This window comes from Vibrio sp. SCSIO 43137, from assembly GCF_028201475.1.
Classification (GTDB): domain Bacteria; phylum Pseudomonadota; class Gammaproteobacteria; order Enterobacterales; family Vibrionaceae; genus Vibrio.
The window spans coordinates 422,454-447,335 of record NZ_CP116383.1; the positions used below are offsets into that span (position 1 = coordinate 422,454).

The 24,882-nt window shown below is 46.1% G+C and carries 32 protein-coding genes and 9 tRNA genes; 6 read left to right on the forward strand and 35 right to left on the reverse strand.

The window, feature by feature from the left end; genetic code table 11:
• Position 1: 1 nt before the first annotated feature.
• The 16 genes from PK654_RS02045 to PK654_RS02120 form a co-directional block, all read right to left on the reverse strand.
• A complete protein-coding gene (locus tag PK654_RS02045; RefSeq protein WP_271697418.1) occupies positions 2 to 589 on the reverse strand; it encodes a hypothetical protein in 588 nt (195 codons plus the stop codon).
• Positions 589 to 1,221 (reverse strand): hypothetical protein, encoded by a 633-nt coding sequence (locus PK654_RS02050; protein ID WP_271697419.1) that lies wholly within the window; start codon positions 1,219 to 1,221, stop codon positions 589 to 591. The genes PK654_RS02045 and PK654_RS02050 overlap by 1 nt, the downstream gene beginning before the upstream one ends.
• 69 nt (positions 1,222 to 1,290) lie before the next feature.
• Positions 1,291 to 1,785: a hypothetical protein gene (locus PK654_RS02055; RefSeq protein ID WP_271697420.1), complete on the reverse strand. Its 495-nt coding sequence runs from the start codon at positions 1,783 to 1,785 to the stop codon at positions 1,291 to 1,293.
• Positions 1,775 to 2,179: a hypothetical protein gene (locus tag PK654_RS02060; protein WP_271697421.1), complete on the reverse strand. Its 405-nt coding sequence runs from the start codon at positions 2,177 to 2,179 to the stop codon at positions 1,775 to 1,777. The genes PK654_RS02055 and PK654_RS02060 overlap by 11 nt, the downstream gene beginning before the upstream one ends.
• Positions 2,161 to 2,370: a hypothetical protein gene (locus PK654_RS02065; RefSeq protein WP_271697422.1), complete on the reverse strand. Its 210-nt coding sequence runs from the start codon at positions 2,368 to 2,370 to the stop codon at positions 2,161 to 2,163. Before PK654_RS02065 ends, PK654_RS02060 begins: the two co-directional genes overlap by 19 nt.
• A complete protein-coding gene (locus tag PK654_RS02070; RefSeq protein WP_271697423.1) occupies positions 2,367 to 2,558 on the reverse strand; it encodes a hypothetical protein in 192 nt (63 codons plus the stop codon). Before PK654_RS02070 ends, PK654_RS02065 begins: the two co-directional genes overlap by 4 nt.
• Before the next feature lie 9 nt (positions 2,559 to 2,567).
• Positions 2,568 to 2,858, reverse strand: a complete 291-nt coding sequence (locus PK654_RS02075; RefSeq protein ID WP_271697424.1) for a hypothetical protein — start codon at positions 2,856 to 2,858, stop codon at positions 2,568 to 2,570.
• An 11-nt stretch (positions 2,859 to 2,869) separates the two neighbouring features.
• A complete protein-coding gene (locus PK654_RS02080; protein ID WP_271697425.1) occupies positions 2,870 to 3,760 on the reverse strand; it encodes a major capsid protein P2 in 891 nt (296 codons plus the stop codon).
• Between the two features lie 44 nt (positions 3,761 to 3,804).
• Positions 3,805 to 3,981 carry a hypothetical protein gene (locus PK654_RS02085; protein WP_271697426.1) on the reverse strand — a complete coding sequence of 59 codons (177 nt, stop codon included), beginning with the start codon at positions 3,979 to 3,981 and terminating at the stop codon, positions 3,805 to 3,807.
• 117 nt (positions 3,982 to 4,098) lie between these two features.
• Complete coding sequence (locus PK654_RS02090) at positions 4,099 to 4,881, reverse strand: hypothetical protein (RefSeq protein ID WP_271697427.1); 783 nt, start codon at positions 4,879 to 4,881, stop codon at positions 4,099 to 4,101.
• Positions 4,841 to 5,335 carry a hypothetical protein gene (locus PK654_RS02095; RefSeq protein WP_271697428.1) on the reverse strand — a complete coding sequence of 165 codons (495 nt, stop codon included), beginning with the start codon at positions 5,333 to 5,335 and terminating at the stop codon, positions 4,841 to 4,843. Before PK654_RS02095 ends, PK654_RS02090 begins: the two co-directional genes overlap by 41 nt.
• A complete protein-coding gene (locus PK654_RS02100; protein ID WP_271697429.1) occupies positions 5,319 to 5,834 on the reverse strand; it encodes a hypothetical protein in 516 nt (171 codons plus the stop codon). Before PK654_RS02100 ends, PK654_RS02095 begins: the two co-directional genes overlap by 17 nt.
• On the reverse strand, positions 5,827 to 6,147 hold the full coding sequence (locus PK654_RS02105) for a hypothetical protein (protein ID WP_271697430.1): 321 nt from the start codon (positions 6,145 to 6,147) through the stop codon (positions 5,827 to 5,829). The genes PK654_RS02100 and PK654_RS02105 overlap by 8 nt, the downstream gene beginning before the upstream one ends.
• Positions 6,148 to 6,213: 66 nt before the next feature.
• A complete protein-coding gene (locus PK654_RS02110; RefSeq protein ID WP_271697431.1) occupies positions 6,214 to 8,067 on the reverse strand; it encodes a replication endonuclease in 1,854 nt (617 codons plus the stop codon).
• Complete coding sequence (locus PK654_RS02115) at positions 8,064 to 8,246, reverse strand: hypothetical protein (RefSeq protein ID WP_271697432.1); 183 nt, start codon at positions 8,244 to 8,246, stop codon at positions 8,064 to 8,066. Before PK654_RS02115 ends, PK654_RS02110 begins: the two co-directional genes overlap by 4 nt.
• Positions 8,247 to 8,249: 3 nt before the next feature.
• Entirely contained in the window at positions 8,250 to 8,498 is a 249-nt protein-coding gene (locus PK654_RS02120) for a hypothetical protein (RefSeq protein ID WP_271697433.1), read from the reverse strand.
• 143 nt (positions 8,499 to 8,641) lie between these two features.
• Here PK654_RS02120 and PK654_RS02125 point away from each other — a divergent pair, with 143 nt between their 5' ends.
• Complete coding sequence (locus PK654_RS02125) at positions 8,642 to 9,301, forward strand: LexA family transcriptional regulator (RefSeq protein WP_271697434.1); 660 nt, start codon at positions 8,642 to 8,644, stop codon at positions 9,299 to 9,301.
• Positions 9,288 to 10,250, forward strand: coding sequence for a phage integrase (locus PK654_RS02130; RefSeq protein WP_271697435.1), 963 nt, complete (start codon positions 9,288 to 9,290; stop codon positions 10,248 to 10,250). The genes PK654_RS02125 and PK654_RS02130 overlap by 14 nt, the downstream gene beginning before the upstream one ends.
• Here PK654_RS02130 and PK654_RS02135 read toward each other — a convergent pair.
• Entirely contained in the window at positions 10,247 to 11,125 is an 879-nt protein-coding gene (locus PK654_RS02135; RefSeq protein WP_271697436.1) for a P63C domain-containing protein, read from the reverse strand. The two genes, PK654_RS02130 and PK654_RS02135, sit on opposite strands and share 4 nt — an antisense overlap.
• 643 nt (positions 11,126 to 11,768) lie before the next feature.
• Here PK654_RS02135 and PK654_RS02140 point away from each other — a divergent pair.
• Positions 11,769 to 12,164: a VF530 family DNA-binding protein gene (locus PK654_RS02140; RefSeq protein WP_443088720.1), complete on the forward strand. Its 396-nt coding sequence runs from the start codon at positions 11,769 to 11,771 to the stop codon at positions 12,162 to 12,164.
• A gap of 450 nt (positions 12,165 to 12,614) precedes the next feature.
• Here the strand turns inward: PK654_RS02140 and PK654_RS02145 are convergent, their stop codons facing one another.
• On the reverse strand, positions 12,615 to 14,153 hold the full coding sequence (locus PK654_RS02145; RefSeq protein WP_271697438.1) for a phospholipase D family protein: 1,539 nt from the start codon (positions 14,151 to 14,153) through the stop codon (positions 12,615 to 12,617).
• A 273-nt stretch (positions 14,154 to 14,426) separates the two neighbouring features.
• Between PK654_RS02145 and rihA the strand changes: the two genes are divergently transcribed.
• Positions 14,427 to 15,365, forward strand: a complete 939-nt coding sequence (rihA, locus tag PK654_RS02150; RefSeq protein WP_271697439.1) for a pyrimidine-specific ribonucleoside hydrolase RihA — start codon at positions 14,427 to 14,429, stop codon at positions 15,363 to 15,365.
• A gap of 271 nt (positions 15,366 to 15,636) precedes the next feature.
• Here rihA and PK654_RS02155 read toward each other — a convergent pair.
• The 12 genes from PK654_RS02155 to mutY form a co-directional block, all read right to left on the reverse strand.
• Positions 15,637 to 15,712 (reverse strand) — tRNA-Asn (locus PK654_RS02155).
• Between the two features lie 21 nt (positions 15,713 to 15,733).
• Positions 15,734 to 15,809: transfer RNA gene (locus tag PK654_RS02160), tRNA-Thr, on the reverse strand.
• 35 nt (positions 15,810 to 15,844) lie between these two features.
• Positions 15,845 to 15,920, reverse strand: a tRNA-Asn gene (locus PK654_RS02165).
• A gap of 24 nt (positions 15,921 to 15,944) precedes the next feature.
• Positions 15,945 to 16,020, reverse strand: a tRNA-Thr gene (locus PK654_RS02170).
• A 49-nt stretch (positions 16,021 to 16,069) separates the two neighbouring features.
• Positions 16,070 to 16,145 (reverse strand) — tRNA-Phe (locus PK654_RS02175).
• A 362-nt stretch (positions 16,146 to 16,507) separates the two neighbouring features.
• Positions 16,508 to 16,583, reverse strand: a tRNA-Asn gene (locus PK654_RS02180).
• Between the two features lie 33 nt (positions 16,584 to 16,616).
• Positions 16,617 to 16,692 (reverse strand) — tRNA-Phe (locus PK654_RS02185).
• A gap of 7 nt (positions 16,693 to 16,699) precedes the next feature.
• Positions 16,700 to 16,775: transfer RNA gene (locus PK654_RS02190), tRNA-Thr, on the reverse strand.
• Between the two features lie 53 nt (positions 16,776 to 16,828).
• Positions 16,829 to 16,904: transfer RNA gene (locus PK654_RS02195), tRNA-Phe, on the reverse strand.
• Between the two features lie 117 nt (positions 16,905 to 17,021).
• Positions 17,022 to 18,161: a membrane-bound lytic murein transglycosylase MltC gene (gene mltC / locus PK654_RS02200; protein ID WP_271697440.1), complete on the reverse strand. Its 1,140-nt coding sequence runs from the start codon at positions 18,159 to 18,161 to the stop codon at positions 17,022 to 17,024.
• A gap of 49 nt (positions 18,162 to 18,210) precedes the next feature.
• On the reverse strand, positions 18,211 to 18,483 hold the full coding sequence (locus tag PK654_RS02205; RefSeq protein WP_271697441.1) for an oxidative damage protection protein: 273 nt from the start codon (positions 18,481 to 18,483) through the stop codon (positions 18,211 to 18,213).
• 9 nt (positions 18,484 to 18,492) lie between these two features.
• The gene (mutY, locus tag PK654_RS02210) at positions 18,493 to 19,545 is read right to left on the reverse strand and encodes an A/G-specific adenine glycosylase (protein ID WP_271697442.1); all 1,053 of its coding nucleotides are present in this window, start codon (positions 19,543 to 19,545) and stop codon (positions 18,493 to 18,495) included.
• 166 nt (positions 19,546 to 19,711) lie between these two features.
• On the opposite strand from mutY, the gene trmB reads away from it, so the two are divergent.
• Both trmB and glsB read left to right on the forward strand, forming a co-directional pair.
• A complete protein-coding gene (gene trmB / locus PK654_RS02215; RefSeq protein ID WP_271697443.1) occupies positions 19,712 to 20,431 on the forward strand; it encodes a tRNA (guanosine(46)-N7)-methyltransferase TrmB in 720 nt (239 codons plus the stop codon).
• Between the two features lie 39 nt (positions 20,432 to 20,470).
• Positions 20,471 to 21,391 (forward strand): glutaminase B, encoded by a 921-nt coding sequence (gene glsB, locus PK654_RS02220; RefSeq protein ID WP_271697444.1) that lies wholly within the window; start codon positions 20,471 to 20,473, stop codon positions 21,389 to 21,391.
• A gap of 2 nt (positions 21,392 to 21,393) precedes the next feature.
• On the opposite strand, the gene hemW is transcribed toward glsB, so the two are convergent.
• Genes hemW through proC form a run of 5 tightly spaced genes read right to left on the reverse strand, consistent with a single transcriptional unit; the run spans position 21,394 to position 24,881 of the window.
• Positions 21,394 to 22,548: a radical SAM family heme chaperone HemW gene (gene hemW / locus PK654_RS02225; RefSeq protein ID WP_271697445.1), complete on the reverse strand. Its 1,155-nt coding sequence runs from the start codon at positions 22,546 to 22,548 to the stop codon at positions 21,394 to 21,396.
• 3 nt (positions 22,549 to 22,551) lie between these two features.
• On the reverse strand, positions 22,552 to 23,148 hold the full coding sequence (locus PK654_RS02230) for an XTP/dITP diphosphatase (RefSeq protein WP_271697446.1): 597 nt from the start codon (positions 23,146 to 23,148) through the stop codon (positions 22,552 to 22,554).
• A gap of 33 nt (positions 23,149 to 23,181) precedes the next feature.
• On the reverse strand, positions 23,182 to 23,469 hold the full coding sequence (gene yggU / locus PK654_RS02235) for a DUF167 family protein YggU (RefSeq protein ID WP_271697447.1): 288 nt from the start codon (positions 23,467 to 23,469) through the stop codon (positions 23,182 to 23,184).
• The gene (locus PK654_RS02240; RefSeq protein WP_271697448.1) at positions 23,469 to 24,026 is read right to left on the reverse strand and encodes a YggT family protein; all 558 of its coding nucleotides are present in this window, start codon (positions 24,024 to 24,026) and stop codon (positions 23,469 to 23,471) included. Before PK654_RS02240 ends, yggU begins: the two co-directional genes overlap by 1 nt.
• Positions 24,027 to 24,062: 36 nt before the next feature.
• Complete coding sequence (gene proC / locus PK654_RS02245; RefSeq protein WP_271697449.1) at positions 24,063 to 24,881, reverse strand: pyrroline-5-carboxylate reductase; 819 nt, start codon at positions 24,879 to 24,881, stop codon at positions 24,063 to 24,065.
• Position 24,882: the final 1 nt, after the last annotated feature.

Consider the following 24,882-nt stretch of genomic DNA (forward strand, 5'->3'; position numbering starts at 1 on the left):
GCTATGAAATCCTTAAAAATAAACCTGTCATTTGACTGCTATTTGACGAACCTGTACCCATAGACATCAGCCGCCAAACGCCTGAAAGTGTGATGTGTTCACCACTTGCTAGTACCTTCTGGCCAGCTCTGTCCACTTTTAGATTTGAACCTGCAATAGTCTGACCGTGACGCATCCCATTAACGATGTAGTTGGTGTGATACGCCACTGTGTATGTATCCACCGCGCCAAACGTGCGACTGTTCTGACCTGCGATTGCCGTGTTTTTTGCATCCTGAGCCAGCGTATAAGCTGAATCCGCTTTTGCCTGTGCGGTATCGCCTTTTGATATGCCCTGACCGGCTTTAGCTGAGACTTGGTTGACTTTGGCTGTCAGCTCTTGCTCAAGTGTTGTACGTGCGTCAGTGGCATCAGAGACGGCCTTAGCAACGGCGGTCTTGTTGGTGTTTACTTTCTTGTTAACTTCGCCCAGAGCGTACTCAGAAGCGGCCACAGTACGCCGAGTGCCAGCGATTGAGTTCGATAGTGCTAATTGCTCCGGAAACTCGATAACCAGCGGAGGCGGGATATATGCACCATAAGCACCCATCACACCACCTCGCTCACTAACAGTTCATCATTAGCGCCAAGAATTAACGCTTCAATTTCAGCGGTAACACCCCACATCACGCAAGACGCAGGAGGCAACGGAAAACCGCGCCCTTGATAGCCGCCGAGCCAGATGGTTTCCTGATTGGAGTCAGCCGCCTTTAAGATGACCATTTGACGGTTAACGTTGCCGGATATCCGTCCGGTTTTGGTCATGGTCTCATGAGCAATGAACTGCGTGTTTGGCTGAGTCTCTTTAACCACATGCACCTTTTGAACGTCTGGCACTTGCAGTTGATTCTCTACATGCACAGAGAGTGTTTCCGGCAGATTAGTTAACTCTGCTTTAACCTGCTGATTCGCTGGCAGTTCAACAGGCTGGCGACCTTCAAACGTGACCGCCAGATTATCGGCCTCAAGATCAGCGGCAATATTGAGCTTTGAGCCATCGATAGAGGGTTGAAACTTGCCCTCAATACAGCCCAATTCAATCTCACCCGCTTCGCCAAGGTTCAGTACATGAACCTCTTCTATCACCACGCCCACAGGTACAGTGATTTGGTCACGCTCACGCAAGGTGTAAGTATGATTTGAAGGCTTGCAGGTAACTTGTATTTCCTTACCTTTGCGCAAGTAAAGACTTGTGCCTTTAGCAGGGGCTTTCGCAGCCCCGCCCCTCTTTAAGTTAAAATCCAAATACATTTACTTTCTTCTCCCGAAAATCAGGTAAATGATGATGACCAATGCGATTGCTCCAATGGCTACTTTTTGCGTTTCCAGCACTCCCTGAGCCCCGCCAGAATTGGCGTCTCGAATAGTGGACTGAATACCCTTGAGCAGTTCTGCATTTGCAGCCGATTGCGCCCCTTGAATGCCTGACAATGTATTGAGTGCTCCGTTGCTTTGTTCCCTTAATCCATCCAATGCCGATGACGACAATCTATTGAATGAATCAAACGCCTCTCCGGTGACAACCTTGGAGTAATCAAGTGCGTTCTCTGTGACATCCGAGTTAGTGGAAATCGCCTCTTTGGCTACGCTTTCAATAGAATCAATGGCTGAATTGGCATTATCAAACGCCTCTCCGGAGACCTCTTCGGCAAAGTCAAAAGAGGACTTAATCGCCCCGCCATCTAATACGTTGTTGGTGGTGTTATTAACGACCGATGAGCTACTAGAGCTGCTACTACGACCCATTCAGCACCCCCGCTAAATCAACCCGATAGACGCCCTCTTGTACGCGATACGGCTTTACATCCGATATCAGGCGAAGGACGCCCAATTCATTCTCTTCAGAGATGTGAAAGCGGATATGCTTAGCACCGGCACGTTTTGCCGCTTTGACAAAGGTTTTGTAGTGCTCTTTTAGTCCGCCACCAAAAGAGGCCATCCAGACAACCTCCCATTCGGTTGCACTGATGCCTTCCGGCCGTGTGATGATGGTCAGCGTATCCACAGTGAAAATCTCTGCGTTTCGCTCTGTGCAGTACATGCGAAGCTCTTTGATGATGTCCGGCGTAAACTGATTACGGGTAAGTGCGGACTCAACCGACTTTGACCAGGTAATTTTCTTTACTTGCTTTTTATCCATACAATCACCACCAGTGCAAAAACAGCCAGAGTTACATACAGGCTTTTGTTATCGTTGACCGGAGCGTTATTGAAGGTGATACCACCCGCCCCGTTTCCGTTCGCGGAGAATGGACCCGTACTGGAAGCTTGCGTCCCTCCAGAGATACCCCCTCCGCCAGTGCTAAGGCCTCCGCCTATTGAGGGCATCATTTTGGCCACCCTTTGTAGCGGATCAGCACCAGAACAACCAAAACAACAATGACAATTGTCCAGTTAACCTTGCTGCCGCCTGATACTGAGTTTCCGGCGATATCAGCCGCCGATTCCACCGTGGCCTGAGTGGCGTACCAGCCGCCACCCAAACCCGCCGCCAGAGCTAAAGGAACCAAGAAAATCATAAGCCCCCCTTAACTTCTCAGCGCGAACACTAAAACAATCAGGATGATTAACGCGCCTACGGCGTAGGTCATCATTTCCTTTTTGCCTTCCCTTGCGGCTGCGGCGGCATTGGCGTTCACTTGCGCTCTTTCCAGTCTTGCCACTTCTGCCGCTGTCGCATTTTCGCTGGCCTGCTGCGCTGCATTGGCCTGCTTTTGGGTTGTGTAGTCGTTATACGCTCCGAACAGATCACCCGCCGTTTCAGACAAACCCTCTTTGAACGCTCCCCAGATGGAAGTTTCTTCTGCTGCTTCAGCCATTTCGCACCCCCTTAAACGCTTGGCAGGCGCTCGATTTCGATGTAGTCATGACAGATATTGATTTCGCCCGTTGAACGCTTATCAATGACCAGCTTTAGAGATTCACTGGCAATTGGTGTAAAGGCTTGCTCAGCCGCCCAACCTTCAAGACAGAAATCAATCCAGACACCTTTCGCCGGCACCTTTCGGTCACCGTATCGGGCTTGCTCAAAACGCAAATCTTCTACGGTCTTTTCCCAGATGATTTCTTTGTTGCGCTTGATTTGGATTTTGACGATATCGTCGTTTTCACACTCAAGAAGCATTGAACGCAAACGCACGTTCTGACCCATGATTGGGAAGTCATGCTTTTGTTCACCCTTTTGAGAGTGCGTGATAGACGTTTCAGTCCAGCGCTGCTGAAAGTAACGCTCTGCCTGACCGTCAGAAGTTCGCGCCGTGGCATCGAAGCTAGGTACATCAGGGTCGCCACTTTCTTTTGGCAACACCTGAATCTTAATCATGAGCTTCTCACCTTGCTTATGAACGTATTCACCGCGGCGGATACCGACTTGCGTACGCATGGTTTCATCTGCGAATGGCAGAATGAGGCGGGTCTGACTTGCACCGTTAACGCCTTTTGACTCAAACGGAAGCTTTTTAAAGCTGTCACGCTTATGAAAGAAAGAGGCTTCGATACCCACAATTTCCTGAGTATCACGCTCAATCGATACACGTCCCAGACGCTCGATAGGCAGATCGCATTTGATTTCAATCGACTGATACGTCACGAAATCGGACAGGTCGATAATGGCGTGTTTTCCGTAAGGGTTGGTATTACGGAAAGGGTCTAGCTGAGTTGGGGTTGGCGCATATAAGCCTTTTACTGCACCGATGGCCGCTGCTACTTGTGCCAGTTTCATAATTTCTTACTCCTGTAACTGGTTAAAATGAAGAGATGAGGGAGTTATTTAACGCCCACTTCCTTTGCTGGCTTATCAAGCATGTCCACGTTTTTAAGTGCGTACATAACGACAAGCATCGCCACGACAGCAACGCCGACGACTTTCCACTGGGGTTTGGTAATTCCGAACATATTTTCGAGTCCTTTGGTAACAAATAAATTGAATGCAATTTCATACATAGTTAAAACGCCATAGCTGGCTGATGAGTTTTCAAGTTAGAAAAAAAAGGGAAACGAAGATAGAAGGAGTAACCTATAGGTTAAACTTTTAACCTATAGGTTGGATTGTGAAGTACGTCACATAGATTTTGAGGCGTAATTGAGGGGCACTTGCTGCCCTGTTGAGCAGTTAAACGCCCCTTTATCAGCCTTGCCGAACGTGGTTATCAGCAGGTATTCCGCAATGGGTTTACCTATGCGCTCTTTGTTTTCTTTCGCACTAACCAGACTGGTGATGTCAGTTAGTGGAATTTCACGCTCTCTTGATACCCAGTTAGCATCACGGCCAGAGTTCACCTTGCCTACCCACCAACGGTCTGATTGGTCAGTCACGGTCTTAGGTACTTCTTGTGCTTTCTGGAACAGGGTATGGATGACTAAACCAAACTGACGACCGCCGCGAAGCAGTTCACCGGCTTTACCGCGAAGCTTGCCGGACACCTCAACACAAGAGGCCAGATCTTCAATCACGGTATGCAGCTTAGCCGCTTTACCATTGCCGACTGACCACACCACAGCACTGAAGAACTCAAGTTCATCCTCACAGGCGCCCATAGCCGGAATGTAGGCCAGCTTAAAAGGCTTGCCAGTACGGCGGGCAATGACTAACGCTTTAACGAAGGCAACACGGGATTTCACGCCGAGTACCTTTTGCCCTTTTAGCATATTGTTGGCATAGCCCTGATACGGGTCGAATATCACTACCTGCGCCCCTTTGGGGATTAGTTCCATATGGTACACAGCAGAGGTTTTACCCCCACCTGTACCCGCCAGATAGATAGTGTGCTCAGCATTGAGAGACGCATTTGAGTTAATGGGGTTAGGCAGCTTTAGCGGTGCTGGCTTTGGTTTTTTTGCCATCTTGCTCCCTCCGCTTTTGCTCTTCCAGTTCGGCTTTCTCTGCCTTGAGTACTTTGATGTTATGACGCGCCGCATACACCAGCCCAAGAACCGCCAGTATCAGCGTAGCCTCTTCGATGTAGTCACCAAACCAACCCGCCACCGCGCCGTCATGCTTTTGAAGCACTGGAACAGCAGCGCTAATCACTTCCTGTTTGCCCTTCTCATCAAACTCAAAATCCACTCCGGACACGATTGAGGTCGCTTTCTCGGTAATCATAAACACCACCGTTAGCAGCCCGTTAACCGCTTCACTGTTATCAAGCTTGGGTTCGGTATCAGAGTGGTGCGACTCGGTTAGCGCTTCGGTTTGAGCTTGCTGCTTTTCCTGCGATTCAAGCTGACCGATAGCAATACTAAAATCACCCCAATCGTTATCTAGGGTCTGTAGTTCGGCCTCATGCGGTTGCGACATCTTCACCCCCTTCAGCATCTACCTGTTTCGGCATCAGTTTACGAAACGCCCACAGCAGGGCGAGAAGCACTAACAAACCAATCAGGACGCGCTTAAACAGCGGATTAAACGGCTTTTTCTCCGTTTCTTCACCCTTTTTCGATTCGGTTACATCAGTACTGGAAACCTCGCCGTTATTGACTTCAGCGGTTTCAGGCTGTTCGGTTACCGTAACCGAATCCAGTAGCTCGGTTAGTGCTTCCTCTTCGGTAACAAGATCGCCGCCGTCCACAACCTCAAGGTTCATAGCGCTATCAATGTATTCAGTGACGCTTTTACTGGCTGGACTGTTACCGCACTTAGGGCAGTGGTAGTACTTTAAACCGATGTTACGGGCGTTTTTAGGCGGCTCACCTGTGGCAATGAGCTTACCTTCACCCACTTGATGCACGGTGGATTCGCTCTGGCAAACCGGACAGGGTACATGACCCTTGACTGGGTTCTGATATTTCTTACTCATCAGTCACCACCTGCGCATCTTCAATCGCTTCCAGTTCGTTAATACGGGCAGTCACAACGGCGCGATACTTTGAACGCGCAACGTTGTTAATCCGGTCTAGCGTTTCAAGTTGCTCAAAGGTATTTGCTGGCAGGCCAATGGCCTCAAGAGAGATGTTGCCGCCCATCAGAGCACTTGTGCCGAGCTTCATCAGCTCTCCCTTGCTCATGCCCTTTAAGCGTTTAATTTGCGTGCTTACATTCGCGGTTAACTGGTCGCCAGCATCCAGCGCGGCTAAGTCTTGGTGTAATTGTTCTAAATTAAATTGTTGCATGGTGTTCCCCTGTCTCTCGACGTTAGAAGTTAATAGGTTGCCCCTGATTCACATCGTTGGCGTTGTTTAGGTCACCATAAGCCGACCATTGGACAGCTTAATGGTGGTGTATTTATCTATCGGGACTCGCGCCCCTCGTTGTAGTGGTGCAAGCAGACATTGAACCCCTTTAACGCTCCATCCGGTCACGTCCATCAATGCCTTTTCCAAACTGGAAATATTGATTTCTGGGGTCTGGTTACACTTATTTTCAGTGCTCCAAGGTGAGCCGCTCCGCGACTCTTTAAAGCGTCCCACCTCCGATTTTTTCACTAAAGCGTAAGTTTCAGCGGCGGTTTCAATGACCTTATCCAGCCATTGGATACCAATAACCTTTTTGGTCTGTTCATCGTATTTGTTCAGCTTTTCCTGATAGGCCAGTTTTGCTTTACCGGCCAACTCACAAAAACCCTTCCAACGGGAGTTATCCGCATGGCTCCGAAGCTCCGCCAGCTCTTCATCAAAAGCCACATCAAACTCAGAAGCGCGGCGAAGCTGACGCCACAGGCCAACGGTTGGTGAGCCTGACTGGGAAAATTGCTTAATACCCCAGATAGACGCCCAAGCGCGAACCGATAACGCTAAATCATCGGCGTTTGCCTCTGGCATGTAGGCGCCGTTAATGTTCTTGGAAATGTATTTGATGATGTAAGCCGTTGCGCCGCCTTTGGCAGGGTCGCAAAGCTTGGCTTTAAAGCGCGGAGAGATATCTAACTGGCCGTGCTTGTTGTACAGCTCGCCTTTATCTTCGGCAGTGGCAATCTGCTCACAGATTCTAATGAGTGCTTCTTTATGTTCAGGCAGCACATACAGGAACATGTGAGCATGAGGTGTGCCGTCTTTATGTGGCTCGGCCACCCGTAACCCAAACCACTTGATCTCATGCTTTTTAAAATGCGCCCGTGCCAGCTTCCATTGCTCCATAAGGTTTCTGTGAGCCTCTTTCACTGTGCAGCCATTCCACTTTCTGGACTGGCGATGATATTTACTTGGCAGTGTCCAAGTCAGGAAAACACCATCAAAGCCCATATCTATTGCTCTTTCCTCATCACCACGGGTACGAACCACCAGTTCGACACGGCGGTTAGCAGGGTTAGCGGTGGTACGCTCTGCCACATCTTTAAGGCAAAACTCGGTCAGGGTTTCAGTGTTCACCACGCTCATGGATTCCAGAAACTCTTGAGCCTCACGCATTTGACGTTTGAACACAGAAAAGGAGTAAGCCGACACATAGATGTGCTGATGCTTTTTCTTACCAACATTCCCCACAACGATTTGTGAATACTCAATGTACTGCTTGCGCAGACGCTTTAGCTTTCGGATAAGGTAAGTGACATCAAAGCAGCGTTTAACCGCGCCTTCTAACACATAAATTCTATCTTCAACGGTCTTTTGCGTTAGCTGCGTAACCGGTGGCTGAATAGAGTTACTAAGTAGTCTTTCTGCCATTTGAGAATAAGCGCCCCAAAGAGTATTAAGGTAAGCCAACCCGCACGGGTCGCCCTCCTCTGACTCTTCAGGTTCAATCGCATTAATGATGCGCTCAAACTCTCCTGTCAGATACTCAGCAAACGCCTTGCAGCGTTCATCACTCACCAGAATGTCATGATTCAAGTCATAATCCGGCATGGCATCATTGGAGACTTGAGCGAAGGGATACTTATCAATGATGTATTGCGTATGCTTTTCAGCAAATCGCTTTACGTCACCGGCAAAAAGAGCCAAACCGCGATCTGTTGCTCCGGCTCTGCGTAGCCGTGCGCTTACCTTAAAATCGATATCTTTCCTAACGATTTTAGGTAAATGCGCGGTCATGTTGGTGATGTACTGAGAAAACGATGGGGCGACATTAACCGCCCCGAAACGTGCGAATGAATTCATGCTTGAGTTGTCCTTTTCAGGCCGTGCTTTTCACGAAGCTTATCCAGCAAAAACAAACGACGCTGGTTCTGGCTGACGTCAAAATTTTTCATCCCTTCCATATCTGGGCAGGGAGCATGACAAGGTGAGGTGATAGGCAGCTCTTCAATTGATTTGCCCGGATTGAAATCGATGTCCATGCTTTACTCTTTATCCGTCTCTATGTTCTTAATTTCTTCCATACGTTTGCGACTACGCGGAGGAATCGGCAGAGTTACTTGATTAGCAGCAACTCTGCGGTCGAATTCAAGTTTATTGATAAGCACCAAACCACCAGATTCCTCTTGTGGAACGGTAGGAATGACAGACTCTGCAATTAGTTCTTTAACCTTGGTTCGGCTAATTCCCGTCTCTTCGCAAAACTTGTTAATTGTTTGAACGGTTGCGGACATAGATATAACCCCTTAATATCAGTCGTATGTGGTCGCATTTGGTTTTGAGCGGATAATCGCGCAGTTGGTAATTTAGATCGGATATTCGCTGTAGTCAATATTTTGCGCGTAAATCCGTGCGTTATACTTCAGGGGGTTGGCTTATGTCACTGATAGATAAGAATAAAAAAACATTAAAAAATTTTCACTTAAGACTGAAAGAAGCTTTGGGAGAGCATTCTTATAGAGCGTTTTCTGAACTTAGCGGAGTTTCTGCTACCACTCTGCGCGATTATGTAAACGAAAAGAGTTATCCAACGTTAGACCGTTTAGCAGCAATATCAGAAGCGTCTGGAAAATCATTAGAGTGGTTGGCTACAGGGGAATTACCAGACGATAATATGGTATCTGTGTTCCAATATGATTTGCATGTGAGTGCTGGTAATGGATCTTATATTGAATCTGAAAACCCTATAGCGGAGTTCAAGTTCAGTAAAGACTGGTTGCGTCAACAAGGGTTGTTAGGAAAAAAGCTATCTATTGTTCAGGTTATGGGCGATAGCATGGAAGCGACCTTATATGACGGTGACTTGATACTGGTTCGGCATGATGAAGCTCGGGATGGTATTTGTGTTATTCGTATTGATAGTGATGTTCTTGTTAAGCGAGTGCAGTATGATTATTCAGATAAAAGTTTTCAGATATCCAGTGATAACCCAAGGTATAAGAGCTTTGAGCTGAGCAAAGATTTTGATGGTGATTTCAGAGTAATAGGTCAGGTAGTAAGAGTTCTACAGCGGGTTAAGCAGCATGATACAGTCTAATGAGCAGGGGTTCTATACCACCCATGATCCAAACCGTTTTTTTAGTCTAAAACGGGATGCGAAGAATCACGAAGTCACTATATCTCTGCGTACTGATGAACTTAATCCAAACAAGGATTTTCGCAAGTTAGATGAAGTGATAACAGTGTGGTATCGACTGCATGGTAAAACACTCCGCGATCACATCCGGTTGAGAAAGTTGCTTTACCGGATGTCTGAAAAGTTGGGTAATCCGATAGCCAGTGAACTGACTAATGAACATTTTGCTCGATATAGGGAGAAAAGGACGCAGGAGGTTAGCACTACTACGGCTAATCGTGAGCACGCTTACCTAAGGGCTATGTTTAACGAACTGCAGAGGCTCGGTGTTATCAATTACGAAAACCCTGTTTCGAAGATACGTCAGTTTAAAGAAAGGGAAGGGGAGCTGCGTTTTCTTTCCCATGATGAAATAGGAAAGCTATTGGAATCGTGCTCTCAATCCAGTAATAAAAGCCTTAGTTATGTGGTGAAAGTATGTCTGGCTACCGGTGCACGGTGGAGTGAAGCAGAGTCGCTGAAAATGTCTCAAGTAGCAAACGGAAAAATCACTTACCTAAATACCAAGTCAGGTAAAAACCGTTCCATTCCTGTTAATGAACAGCTTTATCAAGAATTAAAAGAGCTGGATAAATCGGGTGATGAAAGGTTGTTTTTATCCAGCCTTAGTGCATTTCGAAAAGCGGTAGCAAAAGCACAGATCAGCTTGCCAAGAGGGCAAATGTCTCATGTCCTTCGACATACCTTTGCCAGTCATTTTGTAATGCAGGGTGGGAATATCGTTGTATTGAAAGATATTTTAGGGCATAGCGAAATAACGACGACAATGCGTTATTCTCACTTAGCGCCCAGTCATTTGACGGACGCTATTAAATTGAACCCCTTAAACCAACACCAACAGAAGGATTAATGTTCTTCAAGTGGTAGCTCTAAAGTATCACCATATTTGGGTAGTACGCGGTTCAAGAGCTTATCAAATTCTTTCGAATTACTTGAAGCATCCATCAGTAACATGACTTTGTTAAGGTGCTCTTTTAGTTCGGGAAGGCCATAATCTTCCGTTAATAGTTGGTGGTATTTATTCTTATTATTACCGGCATTAGTTTTTGGGGTTTTATCTCTAAGCGCTTTCTTGATTCCCGGAGCTAATCGAGCATAAACGATATCATTTACCCAATGGCCAACAAAAGCAGGCCGTTTCAATGCCATATAACTGTCATAGCCCTTAACTTTTACCAACTTGTACCAAAACTCATCTGGGAATGTCTTAGTCCACTTCCTGCTAGGTTCATCTTTAATGTATTTTTCGAGAATCGCACTAAGAGCTTTCTTTTCTCTAACTTCTTGATAACCAGTTGCTTCATCTATCAGCGCAACTATACCTACGCGCGCGAAAGCTCGGATTAGGTTTTCCGCATATTCAGCATACCTAATATCCTGCTCGGTGCTTAATACGCCGTCTCTTCTGGCCTCAAGTATTACATCGCACAAATCAGCTAATATCTCTCCACGAAAACCATGTACTGGCCTTGGTGTTTTTCCAGTTATTACCACCGGATTCTCTAAAGCCATTATGAGAGAGTTATTCATATATCGACTCAGTTTAACGTTGCTAACCAAGCGGCTTACACCAGTACCACGGCCTTTCATTCCAATAGCACTTGTCATGCTTCTACCCGATATGTATCTCTCGCCATCTTCAGTGACGAAACATTTCAGACTAATAGGTCCTATGTCTAAGCTGCCTTTATAATTCGCTTTTTTTTCTTGAGTGTCAGTTGTCATTCTCTTTCTCTTCCTAGCTATCATGAGTTGAAATGATCATATCAGACCATTTTCTTGTGTCCAATAAATTTTTATTTTTAGTGTTATTTTTGCTTTTAATGGACATGTTAAGTGTGTGTCGGGCTCTAGAGGTGTCTTTTGGTCTTTTTTGAGTTAAGAGTGACTTTTTATTCAGACCTATTCTTGAAGCAGATGTATGAACTTTTTACTCGAAACACAATGCTTACGCCCCAATGCGCCCACATACATCAGATATGAAATTTCCCCTTTTTTTAACTTATTGTTTTTATAGGTGGTTGATAGGTTTTCCAAATCCGCGTGTTGGGAGTTCGAATCTCTCCACCCCTGCCATTATTTAAGGCTCTAGTCAAAAGACTAGAGCCTTTTTGCTTTTTGATGTTGAAGTCTTCAATTAGCAGAGCAGCGGATTCCCCGACTTACCAAAAACAGCGCGTGTTGGGAGTTCGAATCTCTCCACCCTTACTATTATTTAATGGCTCTAGGCTGCGCGCCCCGGTCGAAAGACGGAGGCCTTTTTCATTTTCATTGCTCAGTAAAATATAACCAGATTAAGGTTGTAGATCTGTAGAAAGCTATTCAGACTATAGAGCATAGTCGTATAGAACTTTCCGGAATGAATTTAATGTCACAAGAGCAGCAAAACAACCCGCTACATGGTCTTAAACTAGAGGAGCTGCTAACTGAGCTCGTTGACCATTATGGCTGGGATATCCTGGATACAGCAATGCGCTTTAATTGCTTTCATACCAAACCCTCCATTGCCAGCAGCCTTAAATATCTACGTAAAACCGAGTGGGCAAGAGAAAAACTTGAGGCTTTCTATCTGTCCCGCTATAAGAGAATGCCAAGGCCGACAGAAGCCGAGAGAGGCATACCTCCACGCCAGCGTACATTTGCTAACGGCATCGAGCCCCGTGAACCGATGAAGTTAACCGTAGAATCTATTCTGGATTCTCAGGCAAAAGCGGCTTCTACATATAAAGCCAGAAAAGCAAGAGGCAGAAACCCGCGTCGATAGAGACTATTACATGTTTAATTCCGGATTGTGTTTTGCAGCACATTGCTCTGGAATTCTATTATTTATTGATATTGAGGTAATTGATGTTTAAAAAATTGGCTAACGGTGGGTTTGGGCTGCCTGTGACGTTCTGGTGTTTCTACTTTTTTGCAGTAATTCCTATTAATGCTGTACTGGAATACAGTGAGAGCATGCCCCTAAGCGTCACTCTGCTTGCATTAGAGGTGATATTAGAAGTATTGGTGCTCAAGGGTATATGGAGCCTGAGAAAGTCATATACAGGCTGGAGAATCTGGATCTGGCTTGCTCTTATAATGGTGTCATTTAGCCTTGTTTTAGGAGTAACAGCCTTAGGTATGAGTTTCTATTATTCACTTCATGGCTAATGACAATGAACTAATCTATTAGCAGAAATAACCCGCTATTAAGCGGGTTTTCTGTATTTGTCGTTTAGAGTATGTTTTTAGGCACAATCCGCCTTATTTTGACACCTAGGCGCTTAAACAGGCTGACCTGATGGTCTGGGTTGAAATCTTCCGATATTCTCCAGGCATTTTCGGGTTCCATCTCTATGTGCATAGAAGAGTTAACCTCTTTTGTAATGTCGGCAGAGTGTATGATGGTGAAACTTTCAGTATTCAGGTTGGCGCTGCGGGGGTCAAAGTTATAAGTCCCTATTAGCGTGATTTTATCATCTATGGTCATTGTCTTTGCGTGCAAACCGAAGATTGGCGTTGTCGGTAGCCGTTTGTGCATATGCTCCGTCATAACCCTCTGCCTTACTTTTGCATCAGGCCTGAACTCAAACACCTCAACACCTGTTTTTAATAGTGCCTTTCTGTTTCTCTGGTAACCGCTGAAAGCTTCAAGATTGTCGTTTGAAGCCAGGCTATTAGTCAGAATCTTGATATCAATGCCTTTATCGACCAGTTGTTTCAGAAACTTACGATCGCTCCTTGTGGTGACAAGATAAGGCGTCTGAATCAGTATATTTTCCGAAGCCATCTCTGCCAGTTCGATCAGCTTACTTCGGGTGATACTGCCGCCTCCGAGAAAACTATCCTGACTGTTCTTGCCCGGTTTGTCGGCTATGTATTCAACCTTATCAACAAACAAAAACTTGCCTTGCTCCCGGAGTGTTTCAAATGTTTCAGGAACCTTTGCTATTTCAGCCCTTATGTCAGGGTGGAAGTTTTCCGGGTTACAGGCATAGGAATGAAGTCTGGAGAAGTCAGGGTTCTTTGAATATGGATTATCCTTAATCAGCTTTTCTACCGGAATACTGAGGCTATATTGCCAATACTCTTCAAACGAAGCCGAAACGCTATTCACCACCTCTCCGGCAAGAAACACATCACGATCTCTGAAGTTATAGTCGTGGTCAAAGCCAAAGTACTCGTCAGCGATGTTTCGTCCTCCGGTAATGGCTAACTGGTTGTCCACCATAAAGACCTTGTTATGCATGCGCTGATTCAAACCATCGAAATCCGTGACTAATGTAGTCAGTTTCTGAACGATGTTTTTGCCTATATTCGCATTGGGGTTATAGATTTTTATCTGAATGTTTTCATGAGCTGCCAACATCAGCAGTTCATCTCCCTTTGCTTCCAGCATAATATCGTCTACCAGAACGCGCACTTTTACTCCCCGCTCAGCAGCGCGAACTAAATAGTCTGTGGCAATAAGTCCGATATTATCGACGGAGAAGATAAAGTATTGAACATCGATGCTTTCCTCTGCCCGCTCAGAGAGCCAGGCTCTGGACATCATAGCTTCTGCACCTTGCTCTAATACATAGACTCCGGACTTATTTGCCAGCTGATGCCGGAATGGTGCAATGTAGTCAGATAACTTGCTCACCTGCTGAGACTGAAGTGCTTCACAGTGATTTTTACTTGAGAGCGGAACGCTGTCAGGTGCAGAGCTACAGCCAAAAAGCAGAGTAAGCATTAAGAAGAGTGTCGCTTTGACCAGCATTATTTTTTTCATCGGATTGTGCTTTCTGACTAATATTTAATTGGTGTACATGAATAGCAACATACATTAACTAAAACCAGATTGTCACTTGTTAGTTGGTTTCGTTTAGAGTTTTTGTGTTACAGCGCTTAGGGAACTGAGGTTATATGGTTTTTCATAGGTTTGTTAAATAGCCATTAACTATAAATAACAAAGAGTTATAAGTTTATTGAACTGTTACTTTACTCACATTAAACCCCTGTCGACATGTTAAGTTAACCCTACTGATAAGTAGGAGAGTACCAGATGAATACCCGCCCAATTATATGCGATTGCGATCCCGGCCATGATGATGCCATTTCCCTTATTCTTGCTCTGAGCAGCAAAGCATTATCTGTACAAGCTGTAACGACAAGTGCCGGTAACCAGACACCAGATAAAACCCTGAACAATGCACTGCGCATTCTTACCCTGCTGGGACGGAAAGATATTCCCGTATGTGGTGGAGCAGTAAAGCCTCTGGCAAGAGATCTGATTATTGCCGATAACGTACACGGTGAATCAGGTCTTGATGGCCCTGAGCTGCCTGATCCCGGTTTTGCTCCTGTAGAGATGAATGCTATTGAGTTAATGGCTCAGAAGCTTGAACAGAGCGAACAGCCTGTGATACTGAATCCTACCGGACCGTTAACCAATATCGCTTTACTGCTGGCTAACTATCCTCATTTGCATAGCAAAATAGACAGTATTGTATTGATGGGCGGTGCTGCCGCTGCCGGAAACTGGACTCCCGCGGCTGAGTTTAATATCTATGTTGATCCTGAAGCCGCAGATATCGTATTTAAATCAGGTATTCCTATTGTTATGTGCGGTCTGGATGTCACTCATGAAGCCTATATTCTGGAACAAGATATTGAGCGGGTCAGGGCGATTGATAACCCGGTCGCTCAATGTGTAGCCGAGTTGCTGGACTTTTTTATGATTTATCACAGAGATCCTAAATGGGGGCTGAAAGGAGCTCCGTTGCATGATCCTTGTACCATTGCCTGGTTGCTTAAACCTGAGTTGTTTATTACGCAAGAGTGCTGGGTTGGTATTGAGACAAAAGGAGAGCATACACAGGGAATGACGGTCGTTGACCGCTATAATCTGACGGACAATAAGCCCAATGCCAAGGTGCTGTTTGACTTAGACCGCGAGGGTTTTGTTGAGCTGATAGTCGAGTGCCTAAAGGAGTATAACTAAGATTCTGAAAGCCATCTCTCGCCTGATGGCTTGTTTCTTAAAATGGCTCCCCCTGCGGGACTAGAACGGGCCGGCCTTCCGGCTGCGACATTCTGTTTGTCAGAACAGCAGATACGAAAAAGGCCACACCTTGCGATGTGGCCTCTTGAAAATGGCTCCCCCTGCGGGACTCGGACGGGGACGCCTAGTCCGGAGACATTTGCTTGGAACAAGCAAGGTCGCAGTCAGATACGAAAAAGCCGCAACAAATGCTGCGGCTTTCTCTTTTATATGGCTCCCCCTGCGGGACTCGAACCTGCGACATACGGATTAACAGTCCGCCGTTCTACCAACTGAACTAAGGGGGAATTATCTTTTCAGAAAATAAATGGTGCCGACTACCGGAATCGAACTGGTGACCTACTGATTACAAGTCAGTTGCTCTACCTACTGAGCTAAGTCGGCTCCGAAACATCAGTGTTCACTCTGATGTTGAAAAATGGCTCCCCCTGCGGGACTCGAACCTGCGACATACGGATTAACAGTCCGCCGTTCTACCAACTGAACTAAGGGGGAATTATCTATTTTCAAAAGAATAAATGGTGCCGACTACCGGAATCGAACTGGTGACCTACTGATTACAAGTCAGTTGCTCTACCTACTGAGCTAAGTCGGCACACTATATTCTTAATTTATTGATGTCTAAGACACCAACAATCAAATTGTGGTGCCCGGAGGCGGAATCGAACCACCGACACGAGGATTTTCAATCCTCTGCTCTACCGACTGAGCTATCCGGGCGTGGGCTGTATTAAACGGTTTTTACGCTTTAACGTCAATAGAAAAATGCAAAAAAACGTGCGTTTGTTGCTTTTCTATACTTAATGGGTTGTTTTTACCTTTTCATTACAAATAACGCACTAAAAATAGCCAATCCTTGAGTCTGGATTATCCGGTTATCAGCAGAATATTCCCGTTATTGAGCCAGAGTTAGCTATAAGAAACAGAGGTGCTAGCGGCCAAATATGGATTTACTTGGATTGAGTTGTAACTGTAGCGCAAACATTGAGCTTAAAAGCATAAAGGAATTTGCTGCGACATTCTCTCTGTCAGAACAGCAGATACGAAAAAGGCCACACCTTGCGATGTGGCCTCTTGAAAAATGGCTCCCCCTGCGGGACTCGAACCTGCGACATACGGATTAACAGTCCGCCGTTCTACCAACTGAACTAAGGGGGAATTATCGTGCTTAGCAAGCTAAACACCATAATATGGTGCCTCGAGGCGGAATCGAACCACCGACACGAGGATTTTCAATCCTCTGCTCTACCGACTGAGCTATCGAGGCAAAAGAATGGTGCCGACTACCGGAATCGAACTGGTGACCTACTGATTACAAGTCAGTTGCTCTACCTACTGAGCTAAGTCGGCACACTTTATTCTTTGCTAACTTATTGATGTCTTAGACACCAACAATCAAATTGTGGTGCCCGGAGGCGGAATCGAACCACCGACACGAGGATTTTCAATCCTCTGCTCTACCGACTGAGCTATCCGGGCGACGGAGCGCTATTAAACGGATTTTCAGGCCTAACGTCAACTTGTTTTTGCAAAAAATAGTAAAAAAGTGATTGGTTGCGGTGATTTTCATCAATTTGGCTTTTGCTTAGCCAAAAATCAGCTTTTTCCCGAGTTAAAATCTTTTTTAAATTTAGTCACTTTTTGCAGATACTTTCTTGATTCACTGCTGGCGTGTTTTTTAGTTAACGCCCAATAAACCTGATTTGGTTGTAGAGAATTTAGCTTTCTCATTGCTCTTGAACGGCTGCCTCGGTCAAAGGTATTTAGCACACCACCAGTACCTCCGTTATAAGCCGAAATCATGCTGTATTCCAGAGACAGAGTGTTTCTGACATCCTTAAGATAACGATTCTTCAGGATATAGAAGTAAGCAGTTCCGGTATCAATATTTTTTTCAGGGTCAAACAAGTATTCCGGAGTCGGTTGTCCGGAGCGCTTTTTAACCAGCTTAAACACGTCGGCACCAGCTGTTTTAGGAACTACCTGCATAAGGCCATAGGCATTAGCCCAGCTTACGGCGTATGGATTAAAGCTACTTTCTGTCTTGATGATGGCGTAGATCAGATCTTCCGGAATGCCATAACGACGGGAAGCACGCTGAACAATATCGGCATACTTGTAGCTGCGCAGCTCGTAGTGATCCTGCACCATAGGGATTTCGACGTAGTAAGATTTCTTAAAATCGACCGTTTTGGTTTTTAACTGATGAGCAATCAGGTAGTCGGCAAAACGGTTTGCCCGCCATGACCACTGAATGGGTTGCTTATCCTGATCAACCACCTGCCGGTAGAGAAAAGGCTGCCCTTCCAGAGTGATATCCGAAGAGGAAAACAGGTCAACATGAGCAGGATCGTCAGGTGTCAGCAGGGTGGTAATAATGGCGTTTTTCAGGTGTTTTTTAGGTTCCGTGGAAGAGACGGTTTCCACTAGTATGACACCTTTAGAAAAGTTAACTTCCGTGCGGCTCAGGTAATTATCGATATATTTTACGTAATTAACCTTACCGGCCATACGAACTTCACCCTGACCCCAGCGCTTTTGAATATTGCCGGAGAAGCTGTTGATTAGAGCATCTAGTGCAGCTGTATCTTTCTGGAACTGGCCCGGCAGGCGGGCCAGATTTTTGGCGTAGCGGTTAGTCGGCTCATAGTCTATTTCATAGACGTACTCTTCGATAAACTCCCGGCTACAGCCTGTAAGGTTAAGGGCTAAAAGGAGTAAGATGATTTTTTTCATATTCAGAATAATAAAGGATGGCCTTGAGCCATCCTTATAATATTTACTACTACTCACTTGGAGGGGTATAACCGTCAATAACGATATCTTCACCTTCAAACAGGAACCTGACCATTTCGCCTTCAAGAAGTTTACGATGCTCAGGATCCATCATGTTTAGTTTCTTCTCATTGATAAGCATAGTTTGCTTACTTTGCCACTGAGCCCAGGCTTCCTTTGAAATATTATCAAAAATGCGTTTGCCCAGTTCACCGGGATACAGCTGAAAATCAAGCCCTTCAGCTTCTTTTTCCAGACGAGCACAAAAAACAGTACGGCTCATATGTTCTCCTTAATTAATTTCAGAGGGTAGGCTCTCAATCAGCTGTTTAACCGGAGCTGCAAGACCCACCTCTTCTGGTTGAGATATGTTATACCAGAGACCTTGAGAACCTTCCATAACCAGAGTTGGTTGCTTGTTCAGTTTTATGAGCACAGGGGTAATATCCAGATGATAGTGACTGAATGTGTGCCGGAAGGTGATTAACGTTCTCTGCTGTTCAATATCCTTATTACGAATAGAACGACTATCTAACTGTCGCTGTATGGCAGAGTTTTCATTTTGCGGGAAGCAGTATAAGCCGCCCCAGATACCGACTTGCGGACGCTGCTCCAGCCAGACCTGATTGTCGTGATAGAGGATAATAAACCAGCTCTGTTTTACTGGCTTTTCTTTCTTTGGCTTCTTTCCCGGGTAGTCGAGCTGTTTATCCTGTTTTTTTGCTTCACACAGTGACTCTACCGGACAAAGAGTACATTTGGGCTTACTACGGGTGCAAACCAGAGCGCCCATATCCATCATAGCCTGATTATATTTATCGACATCGGTATCAGGCGTATGTTGTTCCGCTATTTGCCACAGACGATTTTCAACCTCTTTCTTTCCGGGCCAACCTTCAACAGCAAAGCTACGGGAAAGGGTTCGCTTAACATTTCCGTCCAGTATGGCATGAGGCTGTTTTAATACTGAAGAGAGCACTGCTGCGGCCGTAGAGCGCCCGACTCCCGGAAGGGCGTTTACCTCTTCTATATTCTGAGGGAACTCGCCTTGATATTGCTGGTGGACAATCTGAGCCGCTTTATGCAGGTTTCTCGCCCTTGCATAGTAACCAAGCCCTGTCCAGAGGTGTAAAACTTCATCCTGCTGTGCCTGAGCAAGGTGGCTAATGGTAGGAAAACGCTGCAAAAAACGTTCAAAGTAAGGGATGACCGTAGTAACTTGTGTCTGCTGCAGCATAATCTCGGAAAGCCATACTTTATATAGCGTCTTCTCTTGCTGCCAGGGCAACTCTTTGCGTCCAAAATTGTCGTACCAGCTTAAAATCGCCTGTGCAAAAGGGGTCACGGATATCACTTCATTTGTTTAATTTGGAGGCGAATTGCACCACAATTTACAGGGCGTGTAAAACCGATAAATTGTGTGGATATTACAGAAACGATAGAAATACTTGCACCAGACGTATTTCTTTGGATAATCCCCGCTTTGATTGAACAATGAACAGGCAAAATCGATGAGTGAAGTGACCACAAACGAATATACTGAAGATGGCAAACTGGTACGTAAGGTACGCAGCTTTGTGCGTCGTGAAGGACGTTTAACAAAAGGTCAGGAGAATGCTTTAAAAGAGTGTTGGCCGACAATGGGGATAGATTACAAGGAAGAGTTGCTTAACTGGCAGGAAGTCTTTGGTAATGATAACCCGGTTGTTCTGGAAATCGGTTTTGGTATGGGGGCTTCTCTGGTCGAGATGGCAAAGAATGCACCTGAGAAGAACTTTATTGGTATTGAAGTTCACAGTCCCGGTGTTGGTGCCTGTCTGAGTGCCGCTCAGGAAGCGGGTGTCACTAACCTGAGAGTAATGTGTCATGACGCTGTAGAAGTGTTTGCCAATATGATTCCCGACGGCAGTCTGGCAATCCTACAACTGTTTTTCCCTGATCCGTGGCATAAGAAACGTCACCATAAACGACGTATTGTGCAACTGGAATTTGCTGAGATGGTTCGCCAGAAGTTGATTGTTGGCTCAGGTATTTTCCATATGGCAACAGACTGGGAAAACTATGCTGAGCATATGATCGAAGTAATGGAAGCCGCTCCGGGCTATAAAAACATTGCTGAAGAAGGTCACTATATCCCTCGTCCTGAAGAGCGCCCGCTGACAAAGTTTGAAGCCCGTGGTCACAGACTGGGACACGGTGTCTGGGATATTAAGTACCAGCGTGTTTCTTAAACAAGCAAACTTTGCTGAGTATCGGTTGGGTGGGTGCCAATGATGCCAACCCAGTCGATGCTTGAAGATATTTTAAATGAAGTCCGGCCTTTACTCGGGCAGGGTAAGGTTGCGGATTATATTCCTGCGCTGGCTAAAGTGCCGGCGGATAAACTGGGTATTGCGGTTTGCCTTGCTAATGGCGAGCTTATAAAGGCGGGAGACGCTGACGAAGCTTTCTCTATCCAGTCCATTTCAAAAGCCCTCAGCCTGACACTGGCTATGATTCTGTATCAGCCAGAAGAGATTTGGGCCAGAGTCGGAAAAGAGCCTTCCGGACAAGCATTTAACTCCCTGATCCAGCTGGAGCTGGAGCAAGGAATTCCCCGTAATCCCTTTATTAACGCCGGTGCTATTGTTGTTTCGGATATGCTATTTAGCCGTCTGTCTGCACCTAAGCAGCGTTTACTGGAATTTGTGCGGCAGTTATCCGGTGAAAGCCATATTGTCTATGACAAGATAGTCGCAGCTTCAGAGATGATGCACAGTGACAGAAATGCGGCCATCGCCTACCTGATGCGCTCCTTTGGTAACTTTGATAACGATGTTATTCCGGTTCTTAACACCTATTTTCACGCCTGTGCACTAAAAATGAGTTGTGTTGAACTGGTTAAAACCTTTAGTTATCTCGCTTGTGGCGGGGTCTCCTGTCAGACAGGAAAAGCGGTTATCTCAGCACAACAGAGTAAGCAACTTAATGCCATGCTGGCGACTTGTGGCTTGTATGACGGTGCTGGTGATTTTGCTTATCGTGTCGGAATGCCAGGTAAATCTGGTGTCGGAGGCGGTATTGTAGCCGTGATCCCGGGTGAAATGACGATTGCAGTCTGGTCTCCTGAGCTGGATAAGTCCGGCAACTCCCTTGCCGGTACCGCAGCTCTGGAAAAACTGACTACCAAGCTTGGCCGTTCAATTTTCTAGTTTTAATCAGCAACAAACATCTCCAATAGATCATTCAGAAACAGCTTACCCTTTTCCGTCACCTGCCAATGTTGTGCTGTTTGCTGTATATAGCCCCGATCGAGTGCTTCCTGTATTACTGGCTGGATAACGGATAAATCCAGACCTGTCTGCTCACTAAACTCCTGTTTCGGGCAGGCTTCAATTAAGCGGAAGCGGTTCATAAAGAACTCAAATGGCCTGTCTTCCGGCGCAACTTCTGCTTCACTGTCCAGATAGGGTTTAGCGATATTCAAATATCCCCTCGGATGTTTAACTTTACTGGTACGGATAATTCTGCCGTCAGCAAAACTGACTTTTCCGTGGGCTCCGCAACCAATACCGAGGTAATCTCCAAAGCGCCAGTAGTTCAGGTTATGCTGACACTGAAAACCGGGTTTGCTGTAGCCGGAAATCTCATATTGAACATAACCTGCATCCGCCAGCTTCTTTCCGCCAAGCTCAAAAATATCCCACAGTTGATCATCATCAGGCAACTGAGGTGGCTTTGAGTAGAACAGGGTATTTGGCTCAATAGTGAGCTGATACCAAGACAAATGAGGCGGTGCTAATTCAATGGCTTTGTCCAGATCAGCCAACGCCTGCTCTACACTCTGATCCGGCAAGCCGTGCATAAGATCCAGATTAAAGCTTTTTAAGCCGATAGAGTGGGCCAGTTTTGCTGCGTTAACCGCCTCTGTTTCTCCGTGAATTCTGCCAAGCCGGCTAAGTTTTTCCTGCTCAAAGCTTTGTACTCCGACAGAAATACGGGTAACGCCTTCCTGCCGGTAGTGCTCAAAACGTTCTGCCTCTATGGTACCCGGGTTGGCTTCCATGGTGATCTCAATATCATGCTGAAAGTTCAGACGCTTGTTTATCTCTCTGATTAAGCGGCCAATCTGCTCAGGTGATATCAGGCTGGGGGTTCCTCCGCCGATAAAAATAGAGTGTAACGGCCGCATGTCTTTTTTTAGCTGATAGCGCTGAAGATCCTGATCTAAGTCTTCAATCAGCGCATCAATATAGATCTGCTGCGGAATCTCTGCCTTCAGGGCGTGAGAGTTAAAGTCGCAGTATGGACACTTCTGCACACACCACGGGATATGCACATACAGACTCAGGGGAGGAGGCGTGATCATTCTTTACTGCTCTTCAGCTAAGGTGGTGAAAAGCTGTTTAAGGGCCTTGCCGCGGTGAGAAAGTTGTTTTTTCTCTGTCGGTTCAAGCTCTGCACTGGCACACGATTTTTCCGGAACCCAGAAGACAGGATCATAGCCGAAGCCATTTTCACCATGTTCCTCAGTCAGAATACGTCCCTCCCACTTTCCGTGACAAACAACAGGGGTTGGATCGTTTTCATGTTTCATCAGAACCAATACGCAGTGGAAGCGTGCTGTTCGTTGCTCTTCAGGCACGCCTTCAAGCTCTGTCAGCAGCTTTTGAATGTTTTTCTTATCCGTTGCACCTTCACCGGAGAAACGTGCTGAATAGATGCCGGGAGCGCCTTTCAGATAATCGACTTCCAAGCCAGAGTCATCGGCAATAGCTGGTAAGCCGGTTGCTTTGGCGGCATGGCGTGCTTTGATAATGGCATTTTCAATAAAAGTAGTTCCTGTTTCTGCCACATCGGAAACATTGAACTCACTTTGCGCCCTGACATCAAAGCCAAAGTCTGACAGCAGACTGGCCATCTCTTTCACTTTGCCTTGGTTACCTGTGGCTAATACGATCTTTTTCATAGTATCTGTTCTGTTAAGTTAAATAAAAAGCTCTCAGATGAGAGCTTGAATAGTGTCTGGTATTTGTACCGGAGCATGCACTTTTACCTGTTTATGTCTGCCCAGTTCACCTTTCTCTATTTCAATATTTCCTTTTGCAACCTTAAACTGTTTGGAAAGGAACTTGATTAAGTGAGCATTGGCTTTTCCGTCAACAGGAGGGGCAGTTATCGCCACCTTTAGCTCTTCGCCGTGCAAGCCGACAATTTTATCCCGGCTTGCTTTAGGCTGAATATAGAGCCTGAGAGTCAGTGCGTCATTCTCCAGCCGGGCTGCTGTCATTATAGCTGGAACCACACAGGACCGACAAAGTCACCCATCAGGAAGTTGGCAAACTGAAGCACGATAAACAGCACCAGCACACTAAGGTCGAAACCACCCATAGGAGGAAGTAGTCTTCTGATTGGTGCAAGCATAGGTTCAGTAAGCTGTACGAACACATATTCGATCGGGCTTCTGCCCTGACTTACCCAGCTAAGAATAGCTCTGAGTAACAGCACCCAGAACAGCAGGCCGCCGGCAGCTTTCACCAGTGAGAGCAGCCCAAGAAGCAGGAAGGTCGGGTCAAGAACCGCATTGCCACTTGATGCGATCATAATAATGGCAACAAACTTAACCACACAGAGTACATAAGCGAACAACAGGGTTGCCAGATCTATGCTGCCCAGCGAAGGGATAACCCGGCGCAGTGGAGCAACTACAGGTTGGGTTGCTTTCACTATAAATTGCGAGAAAGGGTTATAGAAATCGGCTCTTGCTGCCTGTAACCAGATTCTCAATAGCACCACCATAATATAGAGATCAAATAGGGTGGAGATCAGAAAGTTCATTGCGTTCATTTTAGACCTTAGGCTCTGTATTTTTTATTAGTTTGATTAGAAGAGTTTTTCCATCTCTTCGGCTCTTGATACTGCCGCCTGCATAGCTTTCGCGACAATATCTGTTAATTGGTGTTCATTAAAAGTACTTAATGCTTCGGCTGTGGTGCCGCCTTTTGAGGTTACCTGTTCGCGCAGCGTTGACAGTTCAAGTTGCGGGTTTGCCACGACCATTTCCGCTGCTCCAAGGGCAGACTGCTGAACCAGAAGACGTGCCGTATCAGGATCAAAGCCCTGAGCAACCGCCTCTTTCTGCATCGCCTCCATAAACAGGAAGAAATAGGCAGGGGCGCTACCGGCTGCGGCAATAACATTGTTGATTTCAGACTCTTGCTCTACCCAGCATGTCTCTCCAACGGCCTGCATCAGTTGACCGGCAAACTCTTTATCTGCCTCACTGACTGATTCCGAAGCGAATAAACCGCTCATACCTTTGCTGATTAGGGCTGGCGTGTTAGGCATGACCCGCACAAGGTTAAGCTGGCAATCCAGTAGTTCATTCAGACGCTGACAGGAGATGCCTGCTGCGATGGAAATAACCAGTTTGTCAGAAAAATCAATGTCAGTCAGGGCGCCGCATACCAGCTCCATAATCTGTGGCTTTACCGCCAGAACAATAACGTCGGCGTTTTCAGCGGCAAGATGGTTATCTTTCTCTGTATGGATATCGTACAGAGAAGTCAGTAGCTCCCGCTGCTCTCTGTTTGGATCGGTAGATGTGATACTTCTTGAGTCGTATCCGCTCTTAGTCAGGCCTGAGATGATTGAGCGACTCATATTTCCTGATCCGATAAAGGTGATTTTTCTGTTTTCCATT

Coding starts and splice junctions, on each gene's coding strand:
- PK654_RS02140 (WP_443088720.1), top strand. CDS start 11,769: ATGTCACAAGAGCAGCAAAACAACCCGCTACATGGTCTTAAACTAGAG.
- PK654_RS02090 (WP_271697427.1), bottom strand. CDS start 4,881: ATGGCAAAAAAACCAAAGCCAGCACCGCTAAAGCTGCCTAACCCCATT.
- hemW (WP_271697445.1), bottom strand. CDS start 22,548: ATGATCACGCCTCCTCCCCTGAGTCTGTATGTGCATATCCCGTGGTGT.
- rihA (WP_271697439.1), top strand. CDS start 14,427: ATGAATACCCGCCCAATTATATGCGATTGCGATCCCGGCCATGATGAT.
- PK654_RS02135 (WP_271697436.1), bottom strand. CDS start 11,125: ATGACAACTGACACTCAAGAAAAAAAAGCGAATTATAAAGGCAGCTTA.
- PK654_RS02065 (WP_271697422.1), bottom strand. CDS start 2,370: ATGATGCCCTCAATAGGCGGAGGCCTTAGCACTGGCGGAGGGGGTATC.
- PK654_RS02230 (WP_271697446.1), bottom strand. CDS start 23,148: ATGAAAAAGATCGTATTAGCCACAGGTAACCAAGGCAAAGTGAAAGAG.
- PK654_RS02105 (WP_271697430.1), bottom strand. CDS start 6,147: ATGCAACAATTTAATTTAGAACAATTACACCAAGACTTAGCCGCGCTG.
- PK654_RS02055 (WP_271697420.1), bottom strand. CDS start 1,785: ATGGGTCGTAGTAGCAGCTCTAGTAGCTCATCGGTCGTTAATAACACC.
- PK654_RS02045 (WP_271697418.1), bottom strand. CDS start 589: ATGGGTGCTTATGGTGCATATATCCCGCCTCCGCTGGTTATCGAGTTT.
- glsB (WP_271697444.1), top strand. CDS start 20,471: ATGATGCCAACCCAGTCGATGCTTGAAGATATTTTAAATGAAGTCCGG.
- PK654_RS02115 (WP_271697432.1), bottom strand. CDS start 8,246: ATGGACATCGATTTCAATCCGGGCAAATCAATTGAAGAGCTGCCTATC.
- PK654_RS02080 (WP_271697425.1), bottom strand. CDS start 3,760: ATGAAACTGGCACAAGTAGCAGCGGCCATCGGTGCAGTAAAAGGCTTA.
- PK654_RS02100 (WP_271697429.1), bottom strand. CDS start 5,834: ATGAGTAAGAAATATCAGAACCCAGTCAAGGGTCATGTACCCTGTCCG.
- proC (WP_271697449.1), bottom strand. CDS start 24,881: ATGGAAAACAGAAAAATCACCTTTATCGGATCAGGAAATATGAGTCGC.
- PK654_RS02070 (WP_271697423.1), bottom strand. CDS start 2,558: ATGATTTTCTTGGTTCCTTTAGCTCTGGCGGCGGGTTTGGGTGGCGGC.
- PK654_RS02110 (WP_271697431.1), bottom strand. CDS start 8,067: ATGAATTCATTCGCACGTTTCGGGGCGGTTAATGTCGCCCCATCGTTT.
- PK654_RS02120 (WP_271697433.1), bottom strand. CDS start 8,498: ATGTCCGCAACCGTTCAAACAATTAACAAGTTTTGCGAAGAGACGGGA.
- PK654_RS02240 (WP_271697448.1), bottom strand. CDS start 24,026: ATGAACGCAATGAACTTTCTGATCTCCACCCTATTTGATCTCTATATT.
- PK654_RS02125 (WP_271697434.1), top strand. CDS start 8,642: ATGTCACTGATAGATAAGAATAAAAAAACATTAAAAAATTTTCACTTA.
- PK654_RS02130 (WP_271697435.1), top strand. CDS start 9,288: ATGATACAGTCTAATGAGCAGGGGTTCTATACCACCCATGATCCAAAC.
- mltC (WP_271697440.1), bottom strand. CDS start 18,161: ATGAAAAAAATCATCTTACTCCTTTTAGCCCTTAACCTTACAGGCTGT.
- PK654_RS02205 (WP_271697441.1), bottom strand. CDS start 18,483: ATGAGCCGTACTGTTTTTTGTGCTCGTCTGGAAAAAGAAGCTGAAGGG.
- PK654_RS02060 (WP_271697421.1), bottom strand. CDS start 2,179: ATGGATAAAAAGCAAGTAAAGAAAATTACCTGGTCAAAGTCGGTTGAG.
- PK654_RS02145 (WP_271697438.1), bottom strand. CDS start 14,153: ATGAAAAAAATAATGCTGGTCAAAGCGACACTCTTCTTAATGCTTACT.
- PK654_RS02075 (WP_271697424.1), bottom strand. CDS start 2,858: ATGGCTGAAGCAGCAGAAGAAACTTCCATCTGGGGAGCGTTCAAAGAG.
- PK654_RS02095 (WP_271697428.1), bottom strand. CDS start 5,335: ATGTCGCAACCGCATGAGGCCGAACTACAGACCCTAGATAACGATTGG.
- yggU (WP_271697447.1), bottom strand. CDS start 23,469: ATGACAGCAGCCCGGCTGGAGAATGACGCACTGACTCTCAGGCTCTAT.
- PK654_RS02085 (WP_271697426.1), bottom strand. CDS start 3,981: ATGTATGAAATTGCATTCAATTTATTTGTTACCAAAGGACTCGAAAAT.
- trmB (WP_271697443.1), top strand. CDS start 19,712: ATGAGTGAAGTGACCACAAACGAATATACTGAAGATGGCAAACTGGTA.